Here is a 17,231-nt window from a genome sequence, read left to right on the forward strand (position 1 = left end):
CAACCATGGGAGGCTGATCTTTTACGCTCAATAGACCGAATATATTGGAGTGTCATGCATGGCAACTAATTTAGCGCTTTCTGTCCAAACATTGACTAAGAGCTCAGGCTCCGCAACTAAAGCCCTAGCAGCATTAGAATCACAATTCAAAAAAACACTCAAAGCGAATACAAACTTTACTAAAGGGTTAGTTAATACAGATAAAACAGCCTCGAATTTAATAACTAAGTTATCTCAAACGACGACCAGTGTGGCAACATTAACATTGGGGACTAAATCGGCTTCACAAGAACTCCGAAAATTTACGGCAAGTCTTAACACGAGTATTGGTTCGAGCCGAACTTTCCGCTCAGTGATCTTAAAATCACAGCAAGCAACTTTTAGCTTTGCAAGTGCGATGAAAAGTACCAATACACTCACTAAAGACATGTCTAAAAATGTATTAAATGCGGCAAATTCAACCTCAAAATTAACAAAAGGCGCATCTGGCGCAGCTCAAAACCTTTCTACACTAGAAGCTCAACTCGCGCGTACTACGAAACAAGGTAATCAATTTTCAACAGCAATGAATAGGGCTGGCAAAGCTGGCAGCGCAGTACCAACAGCTACCAGCAGCAGTAATAGCGAGGGTGGTGATAAACCAAAAGGCAAGTTAGGCAAGCTTGGTGGAGTGGTAGGAGAAATTAGTGGTGCGTTTGGCGGGCCAACCACATTAATTGAAACTGCGGTCGCTGGAATAAGTAAAGTCACTGAAGTAACAAAGCAGTTTGAAACGTTACAAGCCAGAATTGAGACAATATCCACCAGTTCTGCTCATGCGAAAACATTATTTGCCAATATTAATGATATTGCCGAGCAAACACCGCATGGGTTAGAGCAAACCACAAACTCATTTATTGCACTGGCTAATAATGGGTTAACTCCCACTAAAGCAGCGATGACTGCCTACGGTGATATTGCATCAACGCTAGGTCTTACGTTAGAAGAAGTGTCAAACAGTGTTATCGACACAACGTCTAACTCAACTCGTGTTCAGCAAAATGCCTTTGCAGCGCTTGGTGTTACCGCTGAAAAAAATGGCGAAGTATTATCGCTGTCTTTTAATGGTGTTAAAACCACGATTCAAAATGATTCAGCCAGTATTCAAACGTATTTGACTCAGCTGGGTCAAAATAATTTCGCCGGTGCCATGACGAAAGAAATGGACACGTTAGGCGGCAAGATGACCCGGTTTGGCTCAGAATGGGATGAGTTATTTCTCAATGTGGGTAATGCGGGCATCGGCGATCTGATGAAAGATAGCTTAACCGGTGCTACAGAGGCGCTGGATGGGTTTAATAATAAACTCGCTTCAGGTGAGATAGGTGCCTACTTTTCTGCAATTGGAGATAAGTTTAATCGAGCTATTGGTACGGATTTAACGCGAGGGATTGAGTCAGTATCTTCTTTACTTATGAGTAATTTTAAGGATTGGGGAGGAAACACGACAAAGGTTGTTGATTTTATTAGCAGCGCTTTTTTAAATATGCCCGAAAACTTAAAAGCGTCGGTCGAGCTGATGGCGATTGAGTTTGCTTCTCTTGTGCAATATGGCAGCAGTTACCTTGACTATCTAAAAGATGCATTAGTCATTGGGGTTGAGAGAATATCATCAAGCTTAAGCATCGGCGTGAGTGAAATGTTAAACGCATTAAACCCGCTGGCAAATGACATAGATTTTGATGAAAAAAGAGCAAAAGCGACACAAGCGTTAGATCAAAAGCAAGAGTCGGTCGATAGCAGGCTATCAAAGTCTTTAAATGCAAATAAGAGCGTTAAAGAGCAGAGCGTTAGTGAGGTATTTGCGCGTAGAGAATCAAATATTGATAAATCATCTAAAGCGTTTGAAGCCGCTGCTGATGTGGGTGTTCGTTATAAAAAGACGACAGTTAAAAGACAAAAAGAATATGACTCTGCAAATAATAACGAGCAGTTGGGTATTAAAAGCCCGCTAGTTTCTGGCCATTTAGGGATTGAAAATGAGGTTGCAGAATCGCAAGAAAAGCAAACCCAAATTGTGGTTAAAGCATGCCAAGAGCGAAATAAAAAGATTGCGGAACTTGAACAACAAAGAACCGACGACGTATTAGCGCAATCGACAGCTGCATTAAATCAACTCGCAGGATTAGGCACTTTATTAAATGCAGATATTACCTCACCTGAGCAAGTTGAAGAAATAGCCAGTGCGACACGAGCAACTTATGACTCAGGAGCGGCGCTGTACGATTCATTCTTCGGTGAAAATAAAGAGGAGGACGCATCGCAGTCTTCTGAAGAGGGGGCCGCTCTTGAAGAAGAAAGAAACACACAAAAGCTCGCTGTTACTCAAGACTTCTTGGAGCAACAAACTGTAATACAAGAAGAAAAAGATGCTGAAAAGCTTGCTGCGACAGAAAACTTCTTGGCGCAACAAACCGAAGTTGAAGTGGATCAGGCAAAGGTCAAGAGTGAGCGGGTTACGCAAATTGAGCAAAATGAGCAATCGAGCCGATTAAGTCAAGCTTCTGACTTTTTTGGGGGGGTTGCAAGTGTTGCAAAAGTATTTGGTGGCAAGCAATCTAAAGCCGCGAAAGCTGCTGCTATTGCGCAAACGACGATTAAAACTTATGAATCAGCGACGAACGCCTATTCATCTTTAGCATTAATTCCGATAGTGGGCCCAGCCTTGGGTATTGCAGCAGCTGCAGCCGCAGTATCGGCTGGTATGGCGAATGTGCAGGCCATTAAGTCAACAAACTATGCAGGTGCCTACGATCACGGCGGTCTTATTCCCGCAGGTAAAATAGGTTTGGTTGGAGAATATGGCCCTGAGTTGATATCAGGACCTGTAAATGTAACCAGCAGGCGTACAACCGCGGGCTTAAGTACCTCAAACTCAAATACAGAACTTACCCCACAGAGTATCGATAAATCAGTCAAGTTCAATTATGTGGTCAATGCCAACGACAGCGATGGTGTTGCACAAGTCATGAAAAAAGAGCGCGCAAAAATCTTACGAGATGTGCGTTACGCAATGGAGTCAGGTGAATGGGATTAAGCGCATTAACAAATATTGCCAAAGCAACCATTATTTCAGAAACCAAAAGTTTAGTTACTAAAAATAAGCACAGTTTTACGCGTCAAGCGCGAAAGCTGGGCCAACCTCAGCGCTGGCGAATTAAGTTGTCAACCGCACCACTGCCGTATCAACAAGCGATGGCGATTTATGCACAATTGGCAAGTTTAGATGGCATATATGGTAAAGATTCACTGCCATGCCCCTTGCCGCAAATCGGCAGTGCATTGTCGGTTAAAAATCGGGTTACTCGCGCCGTTGGGGCAAGCAGTGTTGATGCCATTGTACTGGCAAAAGAAGCGGGAGATGCCATCGGTGTTGGCGACTTCATACAATTTGCTGGGCATAAAAAAGTGTATCAAGTGACCCTGTTCAACAGTGACTCTGGAGAAGTGCAGTTTTATCCAAAGTTAAAGTTTTCAGTCGGTGTCAGTGAACAAATTAAGGTCGGTAAAGACGTTGAGTTTTATGTTTATTCACAAGACAGCGATACCGAGATCTCGATCACCGCGGCGCGTCCTGTGCCTGTCAATATTGAACTCGTGGAGGTCACAGAATGATTAACAACCCACCATTATCGAAAGCGCTTAAAGGGGATTACCGTTATTGCCATTTACTTAAAATGCGCTTTGATTGGGGGACTGTATATATGACTGATGCCGATGAAGATATACGCTATAACGGTGCAGTGTACCTGGCTGGCATGTTCAAAAGTGTAGGTACAGTGAAACAAAGTGGGGGGATTCGTATTGGTGATATGAAACTCAGTTTCAATGCATTGGCACCAAGTGTTGTCGCGCTGGGTTTACAAGAAAAGTGGATGAATCGGCACGTTGAGATCAGTAAATTAATTATTACAACGTCACCGGTTGGCCATCTGCATTTATATTCAGGTTTACTATCAAAAATGCGCTTAACGACTTCAGGCAGTTTAAGTTTTACGGTCAGTTCAATATGGGCCGATTTTGAGAAAACAGCAGGCCGCCAAACCAATACAGCCAGTCATCAGAAGTATTATCCAAGTACAGACCCATTTGAGCATACCGCATTTTTAGATGACAGCATTCCGTGGGGGAAAGCAGGCGATGGCAAAGTACGCTCTAAATCGGCAAAGCCACGACGCTCTGATTATGAACCACCGAGAAATAAACAGGGCCAACAAGAGGAGGCTCCATGAGCTTATTTGACGGCATTTTTAAATTTGCCTTTAAGTTGATAGGCATCGACTTAGAGCCCGAGGCACAAAGTGCCGGTAGGTCGGGTGTTGATTATACCGCGCCTGCCACCGATGCTGGTATTTCGGTTGTTTATGGCGAAATGCGCAAAATTCCAGGCACCATCATATTTCGAACCACTAATGATACCGTTCGTAATGATATAGATAATGAATTACTACATCTTATTATTGTTTGGGGTGAAGACAATGGTGCGCAGGTCAAACAAATTTACATCGATGATATACCCATTGAATCGTCTAAGTTTGTCATTGATGGTCATAAATTTGCTTATGAAATAAGTATTGCGGGCCAGCAGTATTCAGACCCGACCTTAGATAAAAGTGGTTGGGCACCGAAGTACAATCATCCTGAAGGCCTACTCTATAGCTATATCCGCCTAGAAAAGCCTGCCAACGAGCCACTTTTTTCTGCGCGACCAAAGATAACGGCCGATATTATTCAACCGAATATCTATGATGTACGCTTAGGTCGCCCAAGTACATTGGCATCTAACCCTGCATTACAGTTGTATGATTACTTGGTTAACCCACGCTATGGTAAAGGGTTATCGCAACATGATTTAGACATAAACAGTTTTAAACGTGCAGCCACACAATGTGATATGTTAGTTGATAGTTACACTGGGGGAGAGAAAGTCCCGCTTTACACATCGAATATTCGCTTAGACACAACGAAATCAGTTAAAACAAACTGCGAAAAGCTGTTAGTTGCAATGCGCGCAAGTTTACCTGTGGTGAATGGCCGATTAACTCTGGTCTTAGATGATGATCGGGTACCAGTGCCATGGGAGTTAAATGACGACACCATAGTCAGTGATATTGCTATTGAAGATGCATCAAAGCGTGAACGGTTTAACCAAGTAACGGTTCAGTATTACGACAATACAAAAAATGGCAAAGTCCAAGATGCCGTTTTTCCTGACAAAGGCAGCGATGTTGAATCGCAGTGGTTAGCACAAGACAATGGCATACGTTTAAACAAAAAATTCAAAATAGACACCCTTAATAATGTGCATGAAGCGCACCGTTTAGCGGAATTTATCGCAAGGAAAAGTCGTGATCAGCTAAAAATTCAATTAACGGCACGGGATGATGCTGCACTGCTGGTGATTGGCGATGTGATTAAAGTCACCAATGACATCGTAGGTTTTAACAAAAAACCATTCATGTTAACTGACATGGCCTGTGCGTCAAATGGTGAGGTGCAATTATCGTTAGTCGAGCATCAATCCAGCCACTATAGCTGGAAAGCGGGCGTACCCACTCAGCCTATACCAGATACTGTGCATCACTCTAGAAACCCAGAAGCCCCCAGTGGCTTAGAAACAGAGGTAATAGCTGACAATAAACTCAGGGTCAGTTGGCAGTCTGCGTTATCTGATTTTGAATATGCGGTGTTAGTCGACAATAAAGTGGTAAAAGCCGCAGACTCAACACAGCAGTTTGTTGACTTGGAACTCAATGCCGGAGACTACCAATTCAGCGTTCGTGCGGTGAATGCCCTAGGGTATCGTAGTGACGTGGCCACGCTGATTTTTAGTTTAGCATTACCCAGTACACCCATTATTAAAACGGTATCGCTGACACACAATAGCGTGTCTTTGGCTGCGTCGGTACTGAATGCGGCTGTAAACACCAATTTCGAATGGCAATTTGGCGGAGAAGGGTCGCAAACCACCGTTTTATCGCCTTTTATTTCAGTGGCGAGTTTACTCGCGGATAAAACCTATCACGGGCGATGCCGAACCCTCAGTGTATCGGGTGTCAGTGCTTGGAAGTCGTTTGTAATTACTACCACAAAACCTTCTGCCAGTGAGCAAGTAACTGTACTTGCAATTGAATTAAGCCAAGCACCTACATGGATAGGAACGGGCGCTGGGTTAATACCTGCCAATGCAGTAAACCAAGTGAGAGTGGCATTAACAGAGTCGCACAGTAAAGAGGAACTGGCGTTTCAAACACTGACTGTGTCGATTAATACTGAAGCAGATATTATCACCGCGGAGCTTGAGCACGCTGAAAACCATACACAAAGCCCGCTAGAGATCACATTTGAAGGGCAGGGTACCAGTAGCTTAACACTCACAGCTAAGCATGACTTGCAAGTACAGCGACAAACATTCAGTTTAACGGGGGTTACCAGTAAAGACCTTGAAGAAATACGTGCAGAATTTTCGGTTATAGATGAGCTTGCCGAATCAGTGTTAGAGCAAGCACTTAATAATGAACACCTGTTTGATGCTGATTTAACCAGCACCCTGCATCTAGAGCAAAAAACCGATACCACCAACGCAGTAGTAAGCGAAGCGGCCGCCGCGCAAGCAAGCGAAAACGAAGCCATTGCAACACGTATCAACACCGTAAAATCAGCAGTTGAAGACAGCAACGCGCGAATTGTGAAAGTACAGCAAACCCTTGTAAGTGCCGACCAAGCGCTATCAACTGAAGTTTCGCAACTAACGTCAACAGTGGGTGAAAACCACAGTGAAATTAAAACCTACTTCGTCACAAAGGTAGACTCAAAAAGCGCTATTTCACAAGCAAAAACTGAGCTTGAAAGTAAGGTCGATGATAATAGAGCTTATCTAGACCAAACGTTTTATACAAAGTCAGATGCCAACACAGCCATTGCCGCCGAAAGCACACGGCTTGAAGCAAGCATTGGTGGGCACATAGGGGCAGTGAGTGATGCATTGAACGTGGTAAAAAGCGACGTGAAGGGTAACAATTCGGCACTGAACACGCTCACGCTGCGTACACAGGATATTGAAGGAAATATCACAGCAGTGAATAGCCGTGTTGATGTAGCGCAATCCGATGTAGATGGCAATACCAGTGCGATTTCGGCGCTAAATTTACGTGCTGAAAATATAGAAAAAGGCGTGGATGCCAATGCCAGTCAAATCTCAGATGTTAAAACCACGGCGGATGGCGCAGCAACGGCTACGCAAAACCTCACAACGCGGGTCAGTAATTCAGAGGGCCGAATTAGCAGTGCGAACTTAACGTTACAGTCACATGCAGGCACTTTGGGCCAATTGAGTGCGCGCGCGGAACTCGGCGTTGACGTCAATGGCACAGTGACGGGCATGACCATCACACCAGGTAAGATGCGGATTAAAGCGGGTACTTTTGAGTTACTTGATAATAGCAATAACAGCGCGGTTTATTTTGACTCAAGTAGCGGAAAATACACGTTCAAAGGTCATATTGTTGCTAACAGTGGTTCTTTTAGCGGTCATGTCAATGCGACAAGCGGCACTTTTAAAGGGCGTGTTGAAGCAAGCAGTGGATCCTTTTCGGGTCATGTTAATGCGACAAGCGGCACATTCAAAGGAAAAGTCGAGGCATCGAGCGGCCAATTTAAAGGCGAAATTGAAGCGACTAAAGGGGTTATCAATTCAGTTACACTTCGCTCATGCAAATGGGATGCGGGTATTAGTGGCTTAATTGAGGCTTACTCGGGTCAACTACTCTTTAAAAAATCAAACGTGATGAACGCCATCGTCAATACGAATGGTGTTTTATTTGGTCGACGTATGGTTATAAAAAACAACCGCCAGCCAAAATCAACAGGGTTAGACATTGAATATCATGATAACGGAATACAAGTACGGGCTGAAAAATTTGGGGTTTATGTTAAATCGAACGATTGGGCATTTTATGCTGGTTCAGGCAGAGTTGGCCCCCATACCTCAGCACATGAAACTCTGTTACCAAAAAACCTAACCCCCGTTGAAGGCGATATTTTATGTGATGACGAACTTATGCACATTGCTGATATTTCCAACGCCATTTGTACCGCAAAGCTATCTATCGCCCCCATGGATGTTTCAGCCCGAGGCGTATTTGCAGTCCGCAGAAATCTAACTGACTTTCAACCCGCTGGCTTAGAAGGTTTAGAAGAGTGGGAACAACTGGCCTACTTGTACGACATTGCCTCTATCAACGCCGGCGGAGAAGGTGCCATGAATGTGTGCGGCGAAGGTGGCAATTTGCAAACGGGCGACCTCATTTGCTCAAGTTCCATGCTTGGCAAAGGCATGCGCCAGCCCACGCAAAGCGAGGAACGCTACACCATCGCCCAAGTGCGTCACAACGTTACTTTTGACTCCCCCGACCAAGTGAAAATGGTCGCAGTAATTTACAAACGAGGTTAACCATGGCTTACTCGATAGGCACAATCTCAATACAAAAAAATAGCTCAATCATTACGGGTTCAAACACGCTATTTGAGCGTGTGGCAAAAGCTCAAAACGGCGATTTACTTTACTTTCGTATTAGTGAGCAAGACCACATTTTACAAGTGTTTGATGTTATCAGCGATACGCAAATAAAAGCCAATTTACTCGATGGCACCCCGTTCAATCCAGCCGCTAATGCTAGAAATATCGGCTATGGCTTAATACAAAACTTTGCTGCCACAACGCCAGCAAAATTGGCAAAGGGCATTGCTGAGCTTCAAGCAAAATGGCATAGGCGTGAAAGTGAGTTAACGGGCTGGTTTACAAGCACCGCCGACACCCATGTTATTACCAATTTTTTAGGTGAAGCCGCAACCATTCCCACGCCCGCAAAGATTGCCGAACTAGCGCAAGTAGCCATGACTGCCAGCAGCGACTTAGCTACCATTGCGCAAGAAATAGCGGCTAACCAGCAAAGCTTAGCCACGGTCGCACCGCGTATTAATGCCTTTGATGCGATTTATCCGCAGGTCATAAGCGCGAACAACAACGTCATTACTAAGCACGATGAAATAGTACTTACACATAATGAGATTAAGGCAAAAGCAAGTGACGTTAACGCACATGCAGAGCAAGTCGCAGTGCATAAACAAGCGGTGTTTGAGCTTAAACAAAGTGTACAGCAAGCCGCCGAACTTGTGAGCCTAGACAAAACCCACAGTCATGCCGCAGCCGCCATTTGCGCCACGGCCAAAGCGCAAACACACGCAGATGTGCAACAAGTGCAAGCAGATAAAACCGCCATTGAACAGGTCAAAAATGACCTGAACGCATTGGGTGATTCTTTGAGCAGTTCTGTCACCAATGCTAAGCAAACAATTAACGAAAAAGCCCACACCACTGAGCAGCATATTAATCATGTGGGAGCGCAAATAAGGAGTTATGCAGACAGCACAAAAGCAGCCATTACCCGCACTGCACAACAGTTTGATGCAAACACAGCAAAGCGAGCAAGCAGCACCGAACAGTATGCACACAATGCGATACGGGCAAACAATAATGTAACGATTACGCATGACCAAGTGGTGCAAATTGCCCAACAAGTGAGTCGTGATTTGGGTCACATTTCAACGCTTAAAAGCAAAACTTTGAATGCGCAGCGGCAAACACAATTACACAATGAACAAACGTCACTTGATGCACTACACAGCAAAGCTAATGCTGCGCTATGTGCAACCGCAGCCGCGCAAACACAAGCTGACCTGCAACAAGTGCAAGTTGATAAAATCGCCATTGAACAGGTCAAAAATGACCTGAGTGCATTGAATGAGTCTCTGAGTAATACCGTTACCAGTGCTGTTACTAATGCTAAGGAGGCAATTAACACCAAGGCCCACACCACAGAGCAGCACATTACTAATGTCGGTGCACAAGTAAGCGCGCATGCTGACAACACAAAAGCAGATATTACCCGAACCGCACAGCAGTTTGATAAACACACATCGCAGCGAGCAAGCAGCACCGAACAGCATGCACACAGTGCGATACGGGCAAACAATCAGGTAACCATTACGCATGAAAAGGTAGTGCAAACCGCACAGCAAGTCAGCACTGATGTAGCCCAAGTAGCAACGCTTAAAAACAGCGCAACGAACGCACAACAGCAAACTGAACGTCACAGCGCACAAACATCCCTTGATGCATTGCACAGTAAAGCAAGCGCGGCATTGTGTGCGCTGAGTATCAATTCGCTGGCACAGCAAAACGCCAAGCTAAACACGGCACTCAATGCAGCATTAAACAACACGCTCACAGCACAGCAAATTAACCAATTATTCCCAGTTTAACTTCGAATAAATACAGATAAATACAAAGGTATATTATGACCACTGAACTCACCAACGCAGTCACCGCGCTCAACGATGTAACACAAAAACACGAGCAGCTAAACACACAATACCAAGGCACACATGACGCATTAGCGAGTAATTCTAAAGCCATGACGGATTGGCAGACCCAGCAAGGCACGGTAGAACTCACCGACCAAAATGGCAACAAACACCCAACGCCGACACTCAAAACACTGGTAGAACAAGCGCAAAGCGTAAACCCCCACCCGCACGCCATGACCAAAGCCCAGTTTGATGCCCTGCGTGATATGCGAAAACAACAATATGCGGGCAGCGGGTTTGTTGAGTGGGGAAAGCATTGGGTAGGTGCAGCAGACGGCCCCGTAAATGAAGGTCTTTGGCCGCACAATGATGTACGAGGAGAGCTACGCTGGGGTCGTCGTAATAATTTGTCTGAAGCTGGAATATCACGAACTGATTTCCCTGTAGCTGTAATCGATGGTGTATCACATAATATTAAAGGTACAGCTAGCAACTTGACTGAAGCTCCTAATAATATACAAATACGCTTTCCACCGGCCCCTGATGGCACCAAAACCTACGATTCTGCCACTGGCACAGTGACCCAACACACCAATGCTGAAGTCGCATTCGCCTCTGAAACGGCCACCAGTAAAGTCATTACCTCACGCAAAGATTTGGTCTTTTTAGAGTCATGGCATGAAAAAATTGCAGACAAAGACATCGTTTATCCACTAGGCAACGTGCAATACGGTGCAAGTAGCTATGAAGGTGTGACACTACTCAATAACTTAGTCGTTCAGGGCTATTCAGCGTTTGGGGAATGGGATGAAAACACCCAAGGTTATGGCGTTAAATGGTCATCATTAGCCGATGCACAAAAAGCCCTATTTTTAAGTGAGCCCGAGCATAATATTTACTTTGACCCGCAAGCCAATGCGTATATTCAAGTGCGTTACAGAATACGCGTTATTGAGGGGCTTGGGGATGATTGGGATTTAGCTGCACCAGCAGGTAGTCCACTAATGATGTCATATGATAACGCTTATTCGCGTATTAAAACGCGAGGGGCATTTTCGACTTGTCATGATTATGGCAATGGTATCGGGGATGGGTTCATTGGCTGTAAGAGTACCGATCGTAAAATAATTGATTCAGCACTTTGGGAGGTAAGAGGAGAATATTCATCTGACAGAGCGCACGAGAATCAAATACGTGCACTGTCCATCGCCCTCGTCCAACGCTTGAACCAAGGTGCTTATCACCCAAGTTATAATCCGATGGGATGTGATAGATGGATTAAGCAAGATGTTGTTGCGGGTAATTGGTATATAAACTCCGAATTTATTAACTCTTCAACCCGTAAATCATTTTATGAAGCCATCAGTTCAGGTGAAACGGGGCGGCAACGTTCTGGCGATATTGGCTCTGGTATCAGTGGTCGCTCAGACCAATACAAGTTCCATGACGCTATCTACGCGGGACAAGTTGAAGATTTGCGTTTAAATGCCAACAAGCTTGACGTAAATAAACTGCGTGAAGACACCATGCGTAAAGCAGTAGCTGGGACTTTGCGAGGTAAACAAAAATTAATGGTCACTAAGTTTGACTCAAAAGTGTATCAAACAGGTGGGACTTCGCTAGGTTACGTGCAAATAGACAGCAATGGTTGGGCAAGACCTTATTCATCAAACGAGAAAATCAAAGGCTGGAATTTAACAAAAAATAAGCCCGTTACAATATCAAAAAGTACCACAGCACAACATGTATTTAACGTACAGATGGACGACAGTACGGTTATAAATGTAGATGATAGAATCATGATTTCGTATTATAGAACCGACTTTAATGCCGAATATGATTCACTCCCCTGGGTAGATATTATTGGTCACCCAGATCGCATGGCAGCCACATTCCCTGATGGGGTTGTTGGGCAGTGGGTCCCTCAATTACCAAGTGATGAAGCTGATCAGTTATTTACAGCAAATAGGAAGTCTTTATCTCACCCATCTGTTAACGCATTGCGCACAATGAATAATGGTGAGACATGGCAAGCTATAACCTCTACGGTAAATGAAAAAAACCAGATTAAAGATACATGGAATACACAAAGTGTTGGTTTGGTTCATTATGAATCACTAAGTCACTTTACTAATCTAGCTGACAACGCGCAAATAGTCGGAACGACTGGTAATGTATATCAAGGTAACTTTCATCACATTGATCGAGGCAATCGTTTAAACTCAAGTGTAAGCGGCGTCATCGCAAAACAGGGGAGCGCGCATAAAGGTGTTGGTTTTTTAAACACCAACGGTTTTACATACGAATCGTGGTCTATAGCCCCACGTAAACTAACAGCGGCAGCCCAGCCTGAACATCAGCGAGTTGATCTTGCTTCAGGCAATGAAAGTGGTGGTATGAAAGCACTCTCAACCATCACCGAAAAAAATGGCTTGTATTATTTGCAGCTACACGGCGCTGAATTGAAATATACACCTCGCACAATAGCTGATATGACTGTAATTAATGCGGGCTCTCCTACAGGGGCTATTACGAAAGGTCATGTTTACTTATTTCAGGGATTTGATAACTCATTAATAAATAGGCCGATGATCGCATTAGCAAATAACGCAGGAACTACTTGGAACGCTCATTCTTACAATAGTTTTACCTTAAATGATATGGGTGAAATTATTACTAACACCGGCACTAAGTATACTTTACTACGAGCTTTCGAGAGCCGCTGGGGCGATGACCAAACCATCCCCATTGTTGATGGTGAAGATGTAAAAACTGACCTCAACGGCAATACGGTGAAAGTATTCTGCCACCACACGCAAATCCCTCTTGGCATCGCCCACAACGACTAAGGAATACCCATGACTCAAGAACAAATAGAAGCGGTAATTAATGACGAACCAGCCCAACAGCCGGTTGTCACATACCAAGACGTACACACCAAAATCGCGCTGCGTCACCCGCAAACACAAATTAATGAAGCGCTCACAGTGGCCATTGCACACGAGCAAACTACATTTAATGATGCTCAGGCAAAATGGGTAATTGAGTGCGAACAAGTGCAGCAAGTAATTGATGCGGCTCAACTACATAACGCAGCAAACCCCGAAGAACCAAAGCCTGTACCTGAGTTACCCGCAGAGCCGGTGATTGATTTGGCGCTGCGCCGAGCATGTTATAACAGCGAACATGTGGCCGTGGATTTAGCACTCACCACCGAAGCAGAGCCCGCCAAAGTGGTGTTTGATGATGATGCATTGATTGCCTATCACCACCCAGCAACCGAGGCACACAGCGCTGAGCACATTGAACAAGTCAAACGCGCGCGCTTTAAAGCCCAGCGCGCCATTGATGTCGCAGCCATTACGGTTGAAGTTGAAGGGCTGGTATTTGATGGCGATGAAATGGCGCAAACCCGTATGGCCCGTGCTGCGGTGGTGATGGATGACACCGAAAGCGTTTCTTGGGTATTGGCTGACAATAGCCAAACCAGAGTCAAGAAAGCGCAACTGGTGGCAGCGTGCAAAGCCGCAGGCCTTGAACAAACTCGGTTATGGATGAATGATCTGTAATACTCAAGATTGGGGGCTGTTGATTTTTCAGGTTCATTTTTACCGCAGTTTGATTGGATTTTATACAAGGCAGAGGCTGCGTAGCATGGTTATTCCATGTGAGTCAGTCGATAACATAGTAGAAAAGCCAATCAAGCGCTGCCTACCGGTTCTTTTGAGCACCCCTTTCTCTTTGTTGCTTAATATTCGCTTAGATTACTAGGCCACATATTAAGCGCCGCGATAAAAGCATGCTCAAAGAGAACAAAAATAGAGCAGCAAAGATCAACAGCCCCTAGTTAACCTCAGGTTAGTTACAATCACTCTAGCCACTTATATTGAGTAAACGCTTTATAAGTGGCTAATATCGCTTTAATCTTTTTTGCTTTTAAGTACGTGCGCATATCGAACCCTTATTATGGTTATTTATTGTGAGCACTTAATATTATTTCAGGTTGCCCTTACTATTATTGATGTTAGGTCAATATTGACCGTTTCCATTCCCATATTCTTGCTATTATTCCCTTATATTTGAAATACCTGTCAATTATTAACTCTTCACATTCAGTGCATTCATATGGTCATTTTTTGCCTGTAGGGTCATTACTTTTAATGGCATTTATCAGCACTTTTTTATTTAACCTCAGGTTTGGATAAAGGTTTTGGAATAGAAAATGTTGTTGAAAACAAACTTACGTACAATCCAATGATGATATTTTGTTCAATATCAAGGCGTTTTTATGCAGTAATAGCGGGATATGACAAATGAAAGCAACGCCGAAAGTGAGAAAAATAGCATTATTGGACAAATTCGCTTATTCAGAGCTGAGGTTATTTAATCTTACTACTTTATTTGCAAGCACTTATGTAAATGATGCTGCGTATTCCTATCAAACTCATACTAGAGGAGCCTTTATGGATCATGCTTTAAAAACGCGACAGTCATCACTTATGAAACTGCCATTCACATTAATTAATACCGGGTTATGCCAAGCATCAAAAAGTAAAATTTATCTCGATAGTGTGGTATTACCTACGCAGATAAACCCCTTAGCTGACAATAAACTATTTTATCAGCGTGATAAGTATCTCTCTCTTGGAGAGGGGGCACAATTTTCAAGTCAAACTATTTGGATCAAATTTTTAAATGTGGGTAAGAACCCAGAACAAAGTACAGCGAATATCGAGTCTTTTTCGGGTGGTCATGTGTTAAATACTTGGGTGCGTGTAACACATTGTGAAATCACTGATGGCGGGCAAAGTATTGTGCTTGTAAACCCCAATACCGGATCCCATGCGTGGTTTAGTACAGGTAATGCCAATAATGTAGAAGCTCAAATTGTTGTCGCAACCGAGTTTGACACGGATGAATTCGACGCAATGCCTTATATAGACATTATCGGCGACATTCATGATGTAGTCAGGGTTTTTCCAAAAGGGGTGATGGGGCAGTGGAATCCGTATTATGTGCCAAAGAGTGTACCAATGCGATTTAAACTGAACCAGCAAGCGGGTGAAGGTGGGCCAAACTTTTGTGCCTATTTGGCTAATGATGAATGGCAAACCGTGACAGGTGCGATGAACTTAGCAGTCTCAACGAGTACGATCAGTAATGAGTCAACGTTAGTACCTCTGAGTTCAGGCAGTATTGCTTTGTATTTTTATGACGCGCTATCTCAATAGTGAGGGTGTGTCGTGCGTGTTCATTTCATCAATATCTTTATTTATTTTCAAACCCTTATTAAGAAAAGTTTATGCCAACATCTCAACTTCTGGATTTATCTAAGTTACCCGCCCCCGCAGTGCTTGAACAGCTCGATGCGGAGCAATTACTCAGTACGTTGAAAAACATGCTGATCACCAATAACCCCGAACTGGCCAGTACGTTAGCGTTAGAGTCAGATCCATTAACGCAATTATTAAATGCGTATGCCTATCAAAGTTCCTTATTACGTGCACGGGTCAATGATGCCGCTAAATCGACTTTGTTAGCCAGTGCAATGGGTTCTGATTTAGATCATATTGCCACGCGTTATAGCGTGACTCGTTTGGCAGGGGAGAGCGATGAGCGATTACGTCAGCGTATTTTAAAAGCCTTTCACAGTCTCAATACGGCCGGTACCCAAGAAAGTTATGAGTACCATACGCTCAGCGCAGATGCACGAGTCAAAGACGTGTTCGTAACCAGTCCCAGTCCGTCACATATTGTGATCACTATTTTAAGTAATGAAACCCCAAAAGGCTTGCCTTCAAACGATTTAATGAACAAGTTAGAAACCACGTTTGGCTTAAAAGCGGGAGATCAAAACTCAGTGTCGGATGTACTCAGTGCTCAAAAGATTCGACCAATTGGTGACCGAGTACAATTATTAAGTGCCAAAACGCGCACATTTAACTTACAGGCAAAAATTAAGCTAGAGCTGGGCCCAGGCCACGCGCAAGTTGAGCAACAAGTGCGCAATAAGGTGGCTGGATATTTAAGTGAACGCGCGGGGTTAGGTAAGCATATTAAACGTTCTGCACTGTTTGCTGTGCTGCACCAAGCAGGCGTTGAAGAGGTTGAATTGCTGAGCCCTATTGATAATATTTTGGTGCAAAATGATGAAGTAGCGTTGTGCGACAACGCGCTAACGGGGCTTGAATTTGAGGTGCTTATATGAGCACTGAAATAAACCATATAGACAATGGTGCGTTAACCTCCTTAACATGCGCCCATACTCAAGAGGGGGAATTTAAACCGCTTCACCATGGTAGTGTGCTACAAGCTCAATTACAAAAGCTCATCGATACAGAGTTTAAAGCCCTTGCCAAAGGAGCGAATACGGTGTCAAGTCTGTGGTTACCCGACACCTGCCCACTAGAACACCTACCGTGGCTAGCATGGAGCCAAGGTGTAAAAGAGTGGGATGAAAGCTGGCCTGAATCTATTAAACGTCAAGTGGTTGCCGATAGCTATCTGCAGCATCAGTATTTAGGGACGCGCTATGCCATCACTAACGCACTGGCGCACTTTGATATGGGGGCACAAATAAGTGAGTGGTTTGAGCACCACCCCATGTCTGAACCTGGTACTTTTCGGGTTGACGTGTATGTATCTCATCGGGGTATAGACTTACCACTTATAAAAGAAACCCGTAAGCTCATTGACCGCGCCAAGCGTAAATCAGTTGATTATAACTTGCATATGAACTTGCAAGCCAAACCCGTGGTTGAACTCAATAGCATTCATTGTAGCTCTTCAATGACCACCATTTATCCCTATTCTCATTAAAGAAA

The 17,231-nt window shown here is 44.1% G+C and carries 10 protein-coding genes; all 10 read left to right on the top strand.

Translation table 11 applies throughout. The features are described from left to right. The first annotated feature begins 58 nt into the window (after nt 1-58). The 10 genes from J8M01_RS05305 to J8M01_RS05350 all read left to right on the top strand — a co-directional run bounded on the left by J8M01_RS05305 (nt 59) and on the right by J8M01_RS05350 (nt 17,226). The gene (locus J8M01_RS05305) at nt 59-3,076 is read left to right on the top strand and encodes a hypothetical protein (protein ID WP_211057261.1); all 3,018 of its coding nucleotides are present in this window, start codon (nt 59-61) and stop codon (nt 3,074-3,076) included. Continuing rightward, entirely contained in the window at nt 3,067-3,654 is a 588-nt protein-coding gene (locus J8M01_RS05310; protein WP_211057262.1) for a hypothetical protein, read from the top strand. Before J8M01_RS05305 ends, J8M01_RS05310 begins: the two co-directional genes overlap by 10 nt. After that, on the top strand, nt 3,651-4,271 hold the full coding sequence (locus J8M01_RS05315; RefSeq protein WP_211057263.1) for a DUF2163 domain-containing protein: 621 nt from the start codon (nt 3,651-3,653) through the stop codon (nt 4,269-4,271). The genes J8M01_RS05310 and J8M01_RS05315 overlap by 4 nt, the downstream gene beginning before the upstream one ends. Beyond that, a complete protein-coding gene (locus J8M01_RS05320) occupies nt 4,268-8,491 on the top strand; it encodes a hypothetical protein (protein ID WP_211057264.1) in 4,224 nt (1,407 codons plus the stop codon). The genes J8M01_RS05315 and J8M01_RS05320 overlap by 4 nt, the downstream gene beginning before the upstream one ends. A gap of 2 nt (nt 8,492-8,493) precedes the next feature. Beyond that, entirely contained in the window at nt 8,494-10,362 is a 1,869-nt protein-coding gene (locus J8M01_RS05325; RefSeq protein ID WP_211057265.1) for a hypothetical protein, read from the top strand. A gap of 35 nt (nt 10,363-10,397) precedes the next feature. Then, nucleotides 10,398-13,256 (top strand): hypothetical protein, encoded by a 2,859-nt coding sequence (locus J8M01_RS05330; RefSeq protein WP_211057266.1) that lies wholly within the window; start codon nt 10,398-10,400, stop codon nt 13,254-13,256. A 9-nt stretch (nt 13,257-13,265) separates the two neighbouring features. Further along, the gene (locus J8M01_RS05335) at nt 13,266-13,976 is read left to right on the top strand and encodes a hypothetical protein (RefSeq protein WP_211057267.1); all 711 of its coding nucleotides are present in this window, start codon (nt 13,266-13,268) and stop codon (nt 13,974-13,976) included. An 894-nt stretch (nt 13,977-14,870) separates the two neighbouring features. Beyond that, a complete protein-coding gene (locus J8M01_RS05340) occupies nt 14,871-15,638 on the top strand; it encodes a hypothetical protein (RefSeq protein ID WP_211057268.1) in 768 nt (255 codons plus the stop codon). Between the two features lie 71 nt (nt 15,639-15,709). Then, nucleotides 15,710-16,615 carry a baseplate J/gp47 family protein gene (locus J8M01_RS05345; RefSeq protein WP_211057269.1) on the top strand — a complete coding sequence of 302 codons (906 nt, stop codon included), beginning with the start codon at nt 15,710-15,712 and terminating at the stop codon, nt 16,613-16,615. Next, nucleotides 16,612-17,226, top strand: a complete 615-nt coding sequence (locus J8M01_RS05350; RefSeq protein ID WP_211057270.1) for a phage tail protein I — start codon at nt 16,612-16,614, stop codon at nt 17,224-17,226. Before J8M01_RS05345 ends, J8M01_RS05350 begins: the two co-directional genes overlap by 4 nt. Nucleotides 17,227-17,231 lie beyond the last annotated feature (5 nt).

The organism is Pseudoalteromonas sp. MMG005 (assembly GCF_018101015.1).
GTDB lineage: Bacteria > Pseudomonadota > Gammaproteobacteria > Enterobacterales > Alteromonadaceae > Pseudoalteromonas > Pseudoalteromonas aurantia.

Excerpts from the sequence above, each read along its gene's own strand:
- J8M01_RS05305 (WP_211057261.1), top strand. The coding sequence starts at position 59 with ATGGCAACTAATTTAGCGCTTTCTGTCCAAACATTGACTAAGAGCTCA.
- J8M01_RS05310 (WP_211057262.1), top strand. The coding sequence starts at position 3,067 with ATGGGATTAAGCGCATTAACAAATATTGCCAAAGCAACCATTATTTCA.
- J8M01_RS05315 (WP_211057263.1), top strand. The coding sequence starts at position 3,651 with ATGATTAACAACCCACCATTATCGAAAGCGCTTAAAGGGGATTACCGT.
- J8M01_RS05320 (WP_211057264.1), top strand. The coding sequence starts at position 4,268 with ATGAGCTTATTTGACGGCATTTTTAAATTTGCCTTTAAGTTGATAGGC.
- J8M01_RS05325 (WP_211057265.1), top strand. The coding sequence starts at position 8,494 with ATGGCTTACTCGATAGGCACAATCTCAATACAAAAAAATAGCTCAATC.
- J8M01_RS05330 (WP_211057266.1), top strand. The coding sequence starts at position 10,398 with ATGACCACTGAACTCACCAACGCAGTCACCGCGCTCAACGATGTAACA.
- J8M01_RS05335 (WP_211057267.1), top strand. The coding sequence starts at position 13,266 with ATGACTCAAGAACAAATAGAAGCGGTAATTAATGACGAACCAGCCCAA.
- J8M01_RS05340 (WP_211057268.1), top strand. The coding sequence starts at position 14,871 with ATGGATCATGCTTTAAAAACGCGACAGTCATCACTTATGAAACTGCCA.
- J8M01_RS05345 (WP_211057269.1), top strand. The coding sequence starts at position 15,710 with ATGCCAACATCTCAACTTCTGGATTTATCTAAGTTACCCGCCCCCGCA.
- J8M01_RS05350 (WP_211057270.1), top strand. The coding sequence starts at position 16,612 with ATGAGCACTGAAATAAACCATATAGACAATGGTGCGTTAACCTCCTTA.